This is a genomic window from Eubacterium sp. MSJ-13, assembly GCF_018918235.1.
Taxonomy (GTDB): Bacteria; Bacillota; Clostridia; order Lachnospirales; family Lachnospiraceae; genus Butyribacter.
Genome location: NZ_JAHLQE010000132.1, coordinates 1 through 13910 on the forward strand (window position 1 = coordinate 1; position 13910 = coordinate 13910).

Annotated in this window: 11 protein-coding genes and 1 pseudogene; 11 read left to right on the plus strand and 1 reads right to left on the minus strand. The window is 37.9% G+C overall.

The genetic code is table 11. The features are described from left to right. From KQI69_RS08155 to glgB, 10 genes are all read left to right on the plus strand, one after another. On the plus strand, positions 1-692 hold a 692-nt coding region (locus KQI69_RS08155; RefSeq protein ID WP_216564884.1), incomplete at its 5' end, for an Ig-like domain-containing protein. 230 nt (positions 693-922) lie between these two features. Next, the gene (locus tag KQI69_RS08160) at positions 923-1663 is read left to right on the plus strand and encodes an acyl-[acyl-carrier-protein] thioesterase (RefSeq protein ID WP_216564885.1); all 741 of its coding nucleotides are present in this window, start codon (positions 923-925) and stop codon (positions 1661-1663) included. 13 nt (positions 1664-1676) lie between these two features. Beyond that, positions 1677-2429: a YdcF family protein gene (locus KQI69_RS08165; RefSeq protein WP_216564886.1), complete on the plus strand. Its 753-nt coding sequence runs from the start codon at positions 1677-1679 to the stop codon at positions 2427-2429. A 57-nt stretch (positions 2430-2486) separates the two neighbouring features. Continuing rightward, positions 2487-3227 carry an AzlC family ABC transporter permease gene (locus KQI69_RS08170; RefSeq protein ID WP_216564887.1) on the plus strand — a complete coding sequence of 247 codons (741 nt, stop codon included), beginning with the start codon at positions 2487-2489 and terminating at the stop codon, positions 3225-3227. 47 nt (positions 3228-3274) lie between these two features. Further along, complete coding sequence (locus KQI69_RS08175; protein WP_216564888.1) at positions 3275-3592, plus strand: AzlD domain-containing protein; 318 nt, start codon at positions 3275-3277, stop codon at positions 3590-3592. A 376-nt stretch (positions 3593-3968) separates the two neighbouring features. Next, positions 3969-4436 carry an Hsp20/alpha crystallin family protein gene (locus KQI69_RS08180; protein WP_216564889.1) on the plus strand — a complete coding sequence of 156 codons (468 nt, stop codon included), beginning with the start codon at positions 3969-3971 and terminating at the stop codon, positions 4434-4436. A gap of 80 nt (positions 4437-4516) precedes the next feature. Further along, on the plus strand, positions 4517-5518 hold the full coding sequence (locus KQI69_RS08185) for a hypothetical protein (protein ID WP_216564890.1): 1002 nt from the start codon (positions 4517-4519) through the stop codon (positions 5516-5518). A gap of 152 nt (positions 5519-5670) precedes the next feature. Then, entirely contained in the window at positions 5671-7005 is a 1335-nt protein-coding gene (locus KQI69_RS08190; protein WP_216564891.1) for a PEGA domain-containing protein, read from the plus strand. A 96-nt stretch (positions 7006-7101) separates the two neighbouring features. Beyond that, positions 7102-8823 (plus strand): phospho-sugar mutase, encoded by a 1722-nt coding sequence (locus tag KQI69_RS08195; RefSeq protein ID WP_216564892.1) that lies wholly within the window; start codon positions 7102-7104, stop codon positions 8821-8823. Between the two features lie 159 nt (positions 8824-8982). Beyond that, positions 8983-11211, plus strand: a complete 2229-nt coding sequence (gene glgB / locus KQI69_RS08200; protein WP_216564893.1) for a 1,4-alpha-glucan branching protein GlgB — start codon at positions 8983-8985, stop codon at positions 11209-11211. A gap of 108 nt (positions 11212-11319) precedes the next feature. Here glgB and KQI69_RS08205 read toward each other — a convergent pair whose 3' ends face one another. After that, positions 11320-13098, minus strand: coding sequence for a glycoside hydrolase family 25 protein (locus tag KQI69_RS08205; RefSeq protein ID WP_216564894.1), 1779 nt, complete (start codon positions 13096-13098; stop codon positions 11320-11322). Between the two features lie 222 nt (positions 13099-13320). On the opposite strand from KQI69_RS08205, the pseudogene KQI69_RS08210 reads away from it, so the two are divergent. Continuing rightward, positions 13321-13746 (plus strand): annotated as a pseudogene (locus KQI69_RS08210) (hypothetical protein); the annotation flags it as partial. Between the last annotated feature and the right edge of the window lie 164 nt (positions 13747-13910).

Below are 13910 nucleotides of genomic sequence, written 5' to 3' on the forward strand. Positions count from 1 at the left end.
GTGTACAGCCGACGACAGAACCAACAGCAGAGCCGAGTGTACAGCCGACGACAGAACCGACAACTAAGCCAAGTAAAAAGCCAGGTGTAAAAGATCAGTCAAAGCTTTCACCATCTGAGGTTGTTAAGTTGAAGCTTCCTGTTTTCCTGGCAATGGGAAAAGATGGAAACCATAAGGTTAAAATTTCATGGGCAAAATATGCGGGAGCTACAGGTTATGATTGTTACTGGTCATACTGCAATGGTAAGAAAAAATTTGAGAAATTTGCCAAGATTACAAATGGCAAGCGTAGTGTGATGCAGAAGAATTTAAAGAACAATCAGTGTTATAAATATTATATTGTTGCATATAAGCTGGTAGATGGCAAAAAGGTTTATATTGCGAAATCAAATCAGTTACATGTAGCAATGAAAAAAAATAATCGTACTAATGCTGTTTCAATATCTGTAAATAAAAATAAACTGAGCATAAAGAGTGGTCAGACATTTACAATAAAAGCTAAAACAAAGTTAGAAAACAGTAAAAAGAAACAGCTTATTCATGCAAAAGTGTATCGTTACTACAGCTCTGATAAAAAGGTGGCAGTTGTATCAAAGAGTGGTAAGATTACAGCAAAGAGTAAAGGAAAATGTACTATTGCCGTAGTGGCAAATAATGGTGTATGTAAGAAGATTACAGTAAAAGTAAAATAGTTGTAGTGTTTATTTATATACGATAATCTGAGAGCAGGATATTGTGTGAGTATCTAAATTAGTAAATGAATCCTGTTTTCAATATAATGGTTGTTTTTTGTGTGAAACAAGCATATAATGAGATTAGCTAAGAAAAGTTGATATGATTCCATGTGAGTCAGTGAGAACTCCAGAGTGCCAGCTCTGGAGTTTCTTGTATTTAAATATACCAATAGAAAGGGTTGAGATATATGTACACATTTAATAGCAGGATAAGATACAGCGAGGTTGATAGTGATGCAAGGCTTACACTTGATGGTATTATAAATTATATGCAGGATTGCACTAATTTTCAGTCTGAGGATCTAGGAGTCGGGCTTGAGTTTCACAAGGAAAAACAGATGGCATGGATTCTTAATTCGTGGCAGATTGTGATTGATGAGTATCCTAAGATGGGAGAAAATATTGTGATCGGTACACAGTCGTTTGGATATGAAAAAATGTTTGGTCATAGAAATTTTCTTATTACAAAGGAGGATGGCAGCAGGGTTGCCATTGCCAATTCACTCTGGGTACTTATGGATTTAAAGAAAAACAGGCCTATGATAGTCACTCCTGAGATAGGAGATGTTTATGGCACACATGAACCACTTGAGATGGATTATGCTCCGAGAAAGATAAAAGTTCCTGAGGGTGGGGTGAAAGGCAGGGAGTTTGTGGTGCAGGAATCACAGCTTGATACTAATCATCATGTGAACAATGGCCAGTATGTAAGGATGGCGATGAACCAGCTTGAAGCAAAGGAACCGGTAAAAGAGCTTCGTGTTGAATATAAAAAGCAGGCACTTCTTGGCGATGTTATCGTTCCTGTTATCTGTGAGCAGGAAAATGAAATATTTGTATCGCTTGATGATGAGACGGGCAAGGCGTATGCAGTTGTGCAGTTTAAAACTATCAAGGAAATCCCACACTCCTATTGCGCAGAGCAATAAGTGGGAGGATGTTATGATTTCAGCTGTTATTTTATGGATACTTGCTGTTATCGCCATAGTATATTTTGGCGTTTATGCGGTTATTATCGGGTTAAATAATTCGTTTACTTATTTTTGGATGCTTCTAGGAGTGGTGCTTGCAGCGGCGGGAACAGTTTCGTGGATGTGTTATCATGGCAGACTGCATTTACCTAAGATCGTGTCAGTTATACTTTTGGTATGTACGGTCATATTTTTGGGAGTTTTCGGTGTCGCAGAAGGATTTATTATTAAAAATGCGGTTCAAAAGCCGGAGAAAAATGCAGATTATGTTGTGGTTCTCGGCGCAAGGGTAAATGGCAGAAGAGTTACTTTGAATTTGAAGTATCGTCTGGATGTGGCTCTTGACTATCTTAATAAAAATGAGAATACAAAAGTTGTTGTGTCCGGGGGTCAGGGCAAAGGCGAGGATATAACAGAAGCTGAGGCAATGGCTGGGTATCTAATAAAAAATGGTATAAAAAGTGACAGGATCATCCTTGAGGATAAATCGAAAAACACAAATGAAAATTTACAGTTTAGTGCAGATTTAATAGGAAGCAAAATGAAAAAAACAGTTATTGTGAGCAATGATTTTCATATTTACAGGGCAAAGTGTATAGCAAAGAAGATGGGATATACAGATGTGAGCGGTGCAAGTGCAAAAACAAAACCGATCACGATACCAAACAGCTTTGTCAGGGAGGCTTTCGCTGTAATAAAATATAAGGCGTTTAACCAAATATAGAAGTTACTGTCGAAACTAAATAATGTACAAAAAATATACTGGTAGGGAAAGATGAAAATGGAATACGATAGTTTAGATAAAAAGAATGATATAAAAAGAGGAGTACAGGATGGAATACCGATAGCACTCGGCTATCTGTCGGTGAGTTTTGCATTTGGGATAATGGCTGTTTCGGCAGGTCTTACGCCATGGCAGGCAATACTTATATCAGTTGCGAATGTTACTTCAGCCGGACAGTTTGCAGGTGTTGAGATAATGGCGGCATGCGGAGGTCTTGTCGAGATGGCATTGACGCAGCTTGTAATAAATATAAGATATGCTCTTATGTCGCTGTCGCTTGCACAAAAGGTTGACAGTACCTTTAAAAAGCCGACACGAATGGCGGTAAGTTTTTGTGTCACAGATGAGATATTTGCTGTTTCGGTCAGTAGAAATAAGACAGTAAGCAAGTATTATATGTTGGGTATAATTTCAGTTTCATATATAGGCTGGATAGCAGGAACAACATTTGGTGCATTGCTTGGCGGTATTCTTCCGGGAGTTATAAGTGATGCACTTGGCATAATGATATATGGAATGTTTCTCGCAATCATTCTTCCGGCAGCAAGGGACGACAGCAGATTTTTGAAAGTGATAATAATAGCAGTGATATTAAGCTGTATGTTTAAGTGGCTTCCTGTTTTAAATAAGGTATCATCAGGTTTTGTCATAATAATATGTGCCGTAATAGCATCGGCAGTCGGTGCACTGCTTTATCCGATTGATGATGCAGCTGATACAGAAGAAAATAAAAGCTGATAGAATTTTATATGAACAGGCATTAGAATAGTCAGAAAGGCAGACAAATGAATACAAAAACATTTTTTATATATCTTATAGTTATGGCAGGCGTTACATATCTTATCAGGGCGATACCACTCACAGTGTTTACCGGAAAGGTTGAAAACAGATTTATCAAATCGTTTCTCGCATATGTGCCCTATGCGGTGCTTGGTGCAATGACTTTCCCGGCAATAATTTATTCAACAGCAGATCTGATTTCCGGAATAGCAGGAACTATAGTCGGTGTTTTCTTTGCATACAGGAGAAAGAGCCTTTTGACTGTTGCGGTAGCAGCCTGCCTTGCGGTGCTATTGGTATCAGTAGTTGAGATGGCGATGTAAGTGGAATATTTAACATTATCCATTATCAAGGAAGTCAAAAACTTCATTCTGATAGGTATGTATGCTGCTATAGCATCTGATAGCGAGTTATAACAGGAAAAACAGAGAAAGCAGAAAAGATAGAAAAAAACAGAATAAAAGACACAAAAAGTTCACAAAAATTATTAGCACTCACTCTTGACGAGTGCTAATAAAAGTGATATAACATAATCAGAACAAAGGAAGGGAACAAAAAGAAGAAAAGAAATGAGATTTCAATCAGACAATCGGATTTGGAGATTGAAATCAAAATAAAAATAAAATTTTTTAGTTCTTGAAACATCCCGGTTCCATGAAACAAGGTAAAAAAGCATATATGAAAAAGGAGAGATGACTTATGTTAATGCCTAGTATTTTTGGAGAAAATTTGTTTGATGACTGGTTTGATGAATTTCCATTTTATGATTTCGATAAGAGCATGAAGAATACGGAAAAGAAATTATATGGTAAAAAAGCAGGAAGGATTATGAAAACCGATATTAAAGAGAAAAAAGACGGTTATGAACTTGAGGTTGACCTGCCTGGATTTACCAAAGATGAGATAAATGCTTCTATTGAGGACGGCTATCTGACTATCAGCGCTGCTAAAGGTCTTGATAAAGATGAAAAGGAGAAAGACAGTGGCAGATATATCCGTAAAGAACGTTATGCAGGGGCTTGTCAGAGAAGTTTCTATGTTGGCGAGGCTGTTAAACAGGAAGATGTTAAGGCTGAGTTTAAACATGGCATCTTGAAACTCTTTGTTCCTAAGAAAGAGCCTGAAAAAGAAGTAGAAGAAAAGAAATATATTGCGATTGAAGGATAAAAGTAAAGTTCTAATTTCCGCCTCCATAGCATACCTTGAATAAGATACAAATGTACAGGTATGTTATGGAGGTGTTTTTTATGGGAATGGATGAAAAAGTTGACGAAGTGCTTAAACAGTATGAGCTTGATATAAAAACGAGAAGGCGTGTCAGGGGTTCAGTTGTTATCGAGAGCGGAGATAAATTTTATGTTGTAAAGCCATATCTTAAAGATGAAGCGAGGGTTTTATTTGAGGAGAGCGTTAAAGAGAAACTTCTTGAGAACGGATATGGATTTGTTGATATTGCTCTCAAAAACAATTCTGACAAATATATAAGTGAGGATCCCTGTGGTGGAAAGTGGGTTATAAGAAGATGGTTTCAGGCACAGGACTGTGATGTGAAAGACGAAAGACAGGTCTGTGTGGCAGCAGCACATCTTGCGGATTTACATAAATTTATGAGACTTGAATCTGGTTCGACAGTTAAATTTAATACATCTAAGATAGACATTGTTTCCCTGTTTGAAAAACACAATAATGAAATGAAGCGTGTTAATAGTTATATAAAAGCAAAAAAACAGAAAAACCGCATGGAAATAAGCATTTTAAATTCGTTTAAGGAATTTTATGACCAGGGAGCTGCGGCACTTCAATATATAAAAAAATGTGGTATAGACAGATTATGTGAGAGAACAATAAGTGAAAACAGGATAATTCATGGAAGTTATAACTATCATAATCTGTCGTTTGCAGGGGAAAATATAATTACATCAAATTTTGAGAAAGCTGCAGTCGGGCTTCAGGTTACGGACTTGTATGACTGGCTTAGAAAGACTATGGAAAAAAATGGCTGGAATAGTGAAATGGGGATAGCAATCGTTAAGGAATATATGAAGGGCAGGGAAATTGAATCAGGGGAGATAGAAGTTTTGTACGCTCTTTTGCTTTATCCGGAAAAATATTGGAAACTGGTCAATTTTTATTATAACGGAAAAAAGACATGGATTTCAGAAAAAAACTATGAAAAACTTGAAAAAATAAGGAAACAGGAATCTGACAGACAAAAATTTATCGCTAAGATAAAAGATTTAATAGTTTGACTTTTTTTTTAAGTTGTTTTGAGGTATAATCAAAAGGTACAGTGTAAGTCAGAGGTTATTGTACATATGCAGGTCTGATACCTGATGTCAGGCTGTGTACGGTAACAGTCAGGTGACTGTGCACTGACTTTTTGATTTAGGGGGTTATATTAATGTGCAGAAGTATAAAGGTCAGGCTGTTGCGTTTTTTGATGGGAGTAGTGGTTCTGGCAGGAGTTTTATGCGGATGTGGGATGTCAGCCGGTTCGCAGAAAAATGTACAGACAACTTCTGAACCTGATGAGACACAGACTTTTACGGGGGTTATCACGCATATAGATAAGGAACTTAAACAGATTTCTATCAGGGAAATTGATACTGATGTTGATACAATCGTAAATTATGATGATACTGCCAGCATTATTGATAAATACAAACAGGAGATTGATGGGGACGAGCTTGAACAGGGGCAGCTTATGAATGTTAAGTACAGGACAAGTGATGCTGGTCTTGTATCTATGGAAGTGCCAGAAAATGCATGGGAATACACTAATGTAGACAAGTTTACTTTTGATACGGATGAGAGTTCTATGGAAGTAGCAGGAGAACTTTATCAGTATTCGTCTCAGACTTATTTTGGTTCGACTGATGACAAGAAAGTGGACATGCTTGAGCTTAGTGATACAGATGAGCTTACAGTACGCGGTATAGGATATAAGGTGTATTCTGTTGTGAGAACGGAGGGGCATGGTTATATAAGATTACAGAATTATAATGATTTTATGGGGGGCATGATAAATGTTGATGATGACATTATTCTGCCTGTTACTAAGAATATGCTCATAACTGTAAGCTGCGGGACATATCGTGTCACGATAAATAAGGGTATGGCAAAAGCCAGTAAGACTGTTACGGTAAAAGAGGATAAGGAGAGTATACTTGATTTTGGCGATTACAAAAAGAATGTAAAAAATGTTGGAAATGTCAGATTCAAGGTTGATCCTCAGGGCGCATATCTGTTTATAAATGGAACGAGGATTGATTACAGCAAAGCAATATCGTTAAATTATGGAACTTATTCTGTTACAGCTACTCTCAATGGATATAATACATATACGGGAAGACTTACAGTTGCCGAGGCAGATAAAACCATAAATATAAGTCTTCAACCGAAGGAAGATTCAGCATCTGCGGTTACGGCAGCACCTGAGAGTACTGCTAAAGCTACAGCGTCACCTAAGGCTACAGCGTCAGCTTCAAAGAGTAAGACAAAGAAGATTGATAGTAAACACACGATATCAGTAACAGCACCTGAAGGTGCAGAGGTTTATCTTGATAATGTTTATAAGGGAATTGTTCCCTGCAAATTTACAAAGGTTATAGGCTCGCAGACTATTACGCTGAGTCAGACAGGTTATGTGACAAAAAGCTACTCGATAGATATTCTTGATGATGATAAGAATGCAAAGCTTTCATTTTCAGAGTTGGTCGAGGATGCGGACAATTAGATATGATGCAAGGATGAACGTGCGTGGCATGGGCAGATATTGCAGTATATAGATTAAAATTAAATATAAAAGAGCAGAAAGAGGAGGATATACAAGATGGATTACAAAGAGATTTATGAGTCATGGCTTGCAAACCCTTATTTTGATGAGGAAACAAAGGCTGAACTTAAAGCTATAGCAGATGATGATAATGAGATCAAGGAACGCTTTTATCAGGACCTTGAGTTTGGTACAGCAGGACTCAGAGGTGTTATCGGTGCTGGCACTAACCGTATGAACATCTACACAGTGCGCAAGGCTACACAGGGACTTGCAAATTATATCATAAAGGCAGGAAAACAGTCACAGGGAGTTGCAATCGCATATGATTCACGCCATATGTCACCTGAATTTGCAGATGAAGCAGCACTTTGTCTCGCAGCAAATGGAATTAAAGCATATGTATTTGAGTCACTCAGACCTACACCTGAACTTTCATATGCAGTAAGAGAACTTAAATGCGTAGCAGGCATAAATGTTACGGCAAGCCACAATCCACCTGAGTACAATGGTTACAAGGTATACTGGGAGGACGGTGCGCAGATTACACCACCTCATGATACAGGTATTATGGACGAGGTTAAGGCTGTTACTGATTACAATACAGTTAAGACAATGTCAAAAGATGATGCCATTGAGCAGGGATTATACCAGCAGATTGGTAAGGATATTGATGATAAATATATTGAGGAACTTAAAAAACAGGTTATCCATTGGGACAGCATAAAAGAGATGGGAGACAAGCTTAAGATTGTTTATACTCCACTTCATGGTACAGGAAATATCCCGGCAAGGCGTGTTCTTGAAGAACTTGGATTTAAAAATGTTTATGTTGTGCCTGAGCAGGAGCTTCCTGACGGAGATTTCCCAACTGTAAGTTATCCAAATCCTGAGGCAGCAGAGGCATTTGAACTTGCTCTTAAACTTGCAAAGGAAAAGGACGCAGACCTTGTTCTTGCTACAGATCCTGATGCAGACAGACTTGGTGTATATGTAAAAGATATAAAATCAGGAGAGTATATCACTCTTACAGGTAATATGTCAGGATGCCTTCTTGCAGATTATGAGATTTCCCAGATAAAGGAAACAAAAGGACTTCCTGAGGATGGAAAACTTATCAAGACTATTGTTACATCAAATCTTGCGGATGAGATTGCAAAGTATTACGGAGTAGACCTTATCGAAGTTCTTACCGGATTTAAGTATATCGGACAGCAGATACTTAACTTTGAGACAACAGGCAAGGGTACATATCTCTTTGGATTTGAGGAAAGTTATGGATGCCTTATCGGTACTCATGCAAGAGACAAGGATGCCATCGTTGCTACTATGGCTCTCTGCGAGGCAGCAGCTTACTATAAGACAAAGGATATGACACTCTGGGATGCAATGATTGAGATGTATGAGAGATACGGATACTGCAAGGACGGTGTAAAGGCTGTTACGATGAAAGGTATCGAGGGACTTGCAAAGATTCAGGAGATAATGTCAGACCTTCGTAAGAATCCTCCTAAAGAGATTGACGGACACAAGGTTCTTTCATTCAGGGATTATCAGGCAGATACTATTACAGACCTTGCGACAGGTGAGGTTAAGCCTACAGGACTTCCTAAGTCAAATGTACTTTACTTTGACATGGAGGACAATGTATGGATGTGTGTAAGACCTTCAGGAACAGAGCCAAAGATTAAATTTTACTATGGTGTTGTCGGAACATCTCTTGAGGATGCTGACAAGAAGTCAGAGCAGATGGCAAAGGCTGTTGATGATCTTATCTAAGCAAATGATACTATAGATAAAAAACGCTGTAAAAAGTGTATTTGAATATAGAAAGTTTAGAGATTTAAAGCATTTTGTAAGCGTATATCAAAGAAAAATAATAACATGAACAGTCATACCCGGCTGTTCATGCTACAAAAAAGATTCGGGGGAAAGCGTATGCAGGAAAAGATGGATCAGTGGATTAACTGGGTTGAATATGATGAGCTGCTTGAGGGCAGACACAATGCACCACACAATTTACTGGGATTGCACAGCTTTGGCAGAGGCCAGGTCTTTACGGTATATAGACCTGAAGCTGAAAGAGTTTTTATAACAGATATGTCTGGAAAAAATGAGCTTGAATTAGAGGAAATAGATGAGGGTTCAGGTTTTTTTGGAAAATATATTCCGAGAAAAAATTACAGAGCACCATATAAGGTTAAAGTTCAGTATTCTGAGGATGATGTTATAGAATATGTAGATCCGTATTGTTTTGAACCGCAGATTGGTGATGAAGACTTATACTATTTTGCGGAAGGTAAGCATTACGAGATATATAAAAAGCTTGGTGCACATCCTATGACTATAAACGGTGTGAAGGGAACATATTTTGCAGTGTGGGCACCTCATGCAAGAGCAGTAAGTGTGGTAGGAAGTTTCAATATGTGGGATGGCAGGCTCCATCTTATGAGAACACTTCAGGTTTCAGGCGTTTATGAGTTGTTTATTCCGGGAGTAGAGCCGGGTGCGATTTATAAATATCAGATTCTTACAAGAACGGGTGAAGTTCTTATGAAAGCAGATCCGTATGCAAACAGTGCGGAACTGCGTCCGGCAAATGCATCGGTTGTTGCGGATTTAGGCGGATTTAAGTGGAATGATACAAAATGGATGCGTGAGCGTGAAAAGAAGGATAGAAACAAACTTCGCAAAGAACCTATGGCTATATATGAGGTTCATATTGGATCATGGCGCAAAAAGGATGACGGCACGGAGGATGGATTTTACACATATCGTGAGATGGCACCTATGCTTGCTGAGTATGTTAAGAAGATGGGATATACGCATGTAGAGCTTATGGGAATTGCCGAGCATCCGTTTGATGGTTCATGGGGATATCAGGTGACAGGTTATTATGCACCTACAAGAAGATATGGAACACCTAAAGACTTTATGTATTTTGTTGATTATATGCATGAAAAAGGTATACATGTAATTCTTGACTGGGTTCCTGCACATTTTCCAAAGGATGAGCATGGTCTTGGAAGATTTGACGGGCAGCCGCTTTATGAGCATCCTGATCCAAGACGAGGTGAGCATCCTCATTGGGGAACTTATATTTTCAATTATGGCAAGAGAGAAGTTGAGAATTTCCTTATTGCGAATGGACTTTTCTGGCTTAAAGAGTTCCATGTGGATGGACTCAGAGTTGATGCAGTTGCGTCAATGCTTTATCTTGATTATGGAAAAGATGATGGAGAGTGGCTTCCAAATGAAAAGGGAGGCAATGAAAATTATGATGCCATAAATCTTTTCAGACATATGAATGAGCAGTTTGAGAAACAGTGTCCGGGAACAGAGATTATTGCTGAGGAATCAACGGCATGGGCAGGTGTTACATCTCCTGTTTCGATGAATGGACTTGGATTCCTGTTCAAGTGGAATATGGGATGGATGAACGATTTCCTTGAATATATGAAACTTGATCCTTATTTCAGGGCAAACAATCATGGAAAACTTACTTTCAGTATGCAGTATGCATACAGTGAGAACTTTATTCAGGTGCTTTCACATGATGAGGTTGTTCACGGAAAATGTTCTATGATAGAAAAGATGCCGGGTGAGTATGAGGAGAAGTTTGCAAATCTCCGTACGGCATATGGATTTATGTATGGTCATCCGGGAAAGAAACTTCTTTTCATGGGACAGGAGTTTGCACAGTTCAGAGAGTGGAGTGAAAAACGCAGTCTCGATTGGGAACTTCTTGATTATGATATGCATCAGAAGATGCAGACATATGTCAGGGAGCTTAATGGACTATATGAGAAATACGATGCAATGTATGTAAATGATTGTGAACCTATAGGATTTGAATGGATGAGCTGTGATAATGCAAGCATGAGCACTGTAAGTTTTGTGCGCCGTGGAAGTTCAGCGAGAAATCAACTTCTGTTTGTGTGTAACTTTACACCGGTACAGTATGAGAAATACCGCACGGGAGTGCCGTGTGCTGGGGATTATGTAAAAGTTTTATCATCAGATGAAGAGAGGTTTGGTGGAACCGGAGTAAATATTAAAAAGACGGTGAAAGCGGAGAAAATCACATGCGAAAATAAGGACTATTCAATAGAGTTTAATCTTCCGCCTATGTCGGTTACAGTATTTAAATATGATTATAAAGAATGATATATAATGATGTTTGAGAAAGAACACAGATAGCCATTACATCATATAATTAAAAATAATAAAAAGTCACAGAAAAACGGAGTTTCCGTTGATTTCTGTGACTTTTTGTTATTGCAGGCGGATGTTTTTTGCACTTACATATCCTACATATGATTTCGTCGTGTCAGAGTATCTTACTTTGTAAAATTTAAGTGCTCCGACTTTCTTTGTACTTAGGACAGCCATATATGAACCAGATGGAATATTTACTAATGCATTTGTAATGGATTTGGCTTCGCTAAGGAGTTTTACAGAAGATTTTGCAGTTCCACCTTTATAATATTTTAGCGTTGTGTCAGCCGGTAGCCAGCATCCATATTTTTTGTTTTTTACATGATAATTTACATGCAGGAATGTTGTATTATTTTTAAAGGTTGTTTTTCCGGTATATTCAAGTATTGAGTTTTTTGGTATTGTCTTTAGGGCATCTGCCTGTGCAGAAGGATTTTTCAAAAGTTTTAATGGACCTGTTGTTATCACAGCACTGCTTTGTGCGGCAGAAGCTGTGCGTGAAAGCCAGTTGCTGTATATTTTTGTGCCTGATTGTGAGCCTGTGCTTCTGATTCTATAATAGTATTCATGATTTTTTTCAACATTTTTATCAATATATTTTTGGGTTTTAACATTAGTAATTGTCCTGATTTTTTTGTAATCACCATCGTAATAGTCCCTGCGGTATATTTCAAAGCCGGTTACATTTTTAGGAGCAGTCCATTTAAGTGTAATTGATTTTGCTGACGAAACTGTTTTAAAAGGTTTGGGTGCACTTATTTTTGTGGAGGTGTCAGGCGTATTTATTGGTTTTGTAGTTGGTTTAGCGGTTGGCTTAGTAGTCGGTTTGACGGTTGGCTTAGTAGTCGGTTTGGCCGTTGGTTTGACGGTTGGTTTAGTGGTTGGTTTGACAGTCGGTTTAGTGGTTGGTTTAACAGTTGGCTTTGTAGTCGGTTTAGCCGTTGGTTTAACAGTTGGTTTTGTAGTTGGTTTAGGTGTGCTTGTAGGTGTTATAACAGGTGATGCGGTGACATCTGCATCGTTTATATTGTTTTTTGTATACCAGAAATTACAGTCTACTTTTCCTGTGATGCCATTTACTTTTCCGTTGCTTGTATATTGCCAGTATTCGTATTTGTTTGCGTATGTTGTTTTTGTTGTGTAGTTAGCAATCCATACCTTATATGAATTGCCGATTGATTTGCCATCAATAAGGTTTGAAAAGTCACTTTTGTTTGCATATACAAGAGGGGTATATCCTGCTTTTTTTACGGCAGCACAAAATGCTTTTACATTTGCAGTGGCAGTTGATTTGCTTAATTTTGCATCATACATTCTTCCTATTGGATTTGTACCGTCTGTTGGGAATTCGTAGTCTATAGCAACAGGAAGTGTGATATCATAATCTTTTATCTTGCTTATACAGAACTCAGCTTCTTCTCGTGCTTCATCTGTTGTAAGTGCTTCTGTAAAATAGTAAACGCCGACCTTTATTCCGGCGGCAAGGGCACCTTCGATATTAGCCGTATAGTAAGGGTCGGTGCATAGAGTGCCGGATTTTCCATATCCTCTGTATCCTACACGGACTATTGCAAAGTCAACACCTGCCTTTTTTACTTTGTTCCAGTCTATGGCACCATTGTTATTGTTATATTTGGATACATCTATGCCATGATATATATTGTAGCCGTTAAATGTATCGCTGTGAGTGTATGTTGAACTTGTAAATGGACTTTTGCCGGTCGTTGCAGCAGATGCGTGTATTTTATCTTTTAGCTGCAATATTTCTGATAATGAGAAAACAGACTGTATGATCAATGAACAAATCAGTAATCTTGATAATAATTTTTTTTTCATGAGTACCCTCCCTATTGTTGATAAGTTTAAATGATATGATGTAAAGGGAAAAATATTTTTTCACGATTGCATCACGGTGTACATATTACAGTATATTTATATGCTGTGTCAAAAAGATGGAAAGTTAGAAATACAGGAATAATATGGTTGTTGACTTTAATGTAATATGGTGATAATATAAAAACAAATGTTTGGAACAACTGTTCGTAACGAGGTGTGAAAATGATTTTTGAAAATGATACAAGTCTTATGAAAAAATTACAGATTTTGTCAGATGCAGCTAAGTATGATGTTGCCTGCACATCTAGTGGAGTACAGCGTGATGGTGTTAAGGGAGACATTGGAAATGCCATGTCATGTGGTATATGCCATAGTTTTGCTGCTGATGGCAGATGTATATCACTGCTTAAGATACTTTTTACAAATGAATGTATTTACAATTGTAAGTATTGTATAAATCGTGTATCAAATGATGTGCCGAGGACCTCATTTACACCAGAGGAGGTATGTCATCTTACTATGGAATTTTATAGAAGAAACTATATAGAAGGTTTATTTTTGAGTTCAGGAATTTTATACTCGCCTGATTATACGATGGAATTGATATGCAGAACCCTTCATGATCTAAGGCTTCGGGCAAAATATAACATATAAACAGCTTACATTGTTTGATGATTTTCAGCTTGGCTGATAATGGGGGGTGAGGTTTCTGACAGATTTAACACACCGTGAGCAAGAAATCCCCCACTTCTATAAGGAGAGCACTGAAAAAGTGGTTTATTAGAAAGCCGTTAGACTATATATTGTTATTA

Excerpts from the sequence above, each read along its gene's own strand:
- KQI69_RS08160 (WP_216564885.1), top strand. The coding sequence starts at position 923 with ATGTACACATTTAATAGCAGGATAAGATACAGCGAGGTTGATAGTGAT.
- KQI69_RS08165 (WP_216564886.1), top strand. The coding sequence starts at position 1,677 with ATGATTTCAGCTGTTATTTTATGGATACTTGCTGTTATCGCCATAGTA.
- KQI69_RS08170 (WP_216564887.1), top strand. The coding sequence starts at position 2,487 with ATGGAATACGATAGTTTAGATAAAAAGAATGATATAAAAAGAGGAGTA.
- KQI69_RS08175 (WP_216564888.1), top strand. The coding sequence starts at position 3,275 with ATGAATACAAAAACATTTTTTATATATCTTATAGTTATGGCAGGCGTT.
- KQI69_RS08180 (WP_216564889.1), top strand. The coding sequence starts at position 3,969 with ATGTTAATGCCTAGTATTTTTGGAGAAAATTTGTTTGATGACTGGTTT.
- KQI69_RS08185 (WP_216564890.1), top strand. The coding sequence starts at position 4,517 with ATGGGAATGGATGAAAAAGTTGACGAAGTGCTTAAACAGTATGAGCTT.
- KQI69_RS08190 (WP_216564891.1), top strand. The coding sequence starts at position 5,671 with ATGTGCAGAAGTATAAAGGTCAGGCTGTTGCGTTTTTTGATGGGAGTA.
- KQI69_RS08195 (WP_216564892.1), top strand. The coding sequence starts at position 7,102 with ATGGATTACAAAGAGATTTATGAGTCATGGCTTGCAAACCCTTATTTT.
- glgB (WP_216564893.1), top strand. The coding sequence starts at position 8,983 with ATGCAGGAAAAGATGGATCAGTGGATTAACTGGGTTGAATATGATGAG.
- KQI69_RS08205 (WP_216564894.1), bottom strand. The coding sequence starts at position 13,098 with ATGAAAAAAAAATTATTATCAAGATTACTGATTTGTTCATTGATCATA.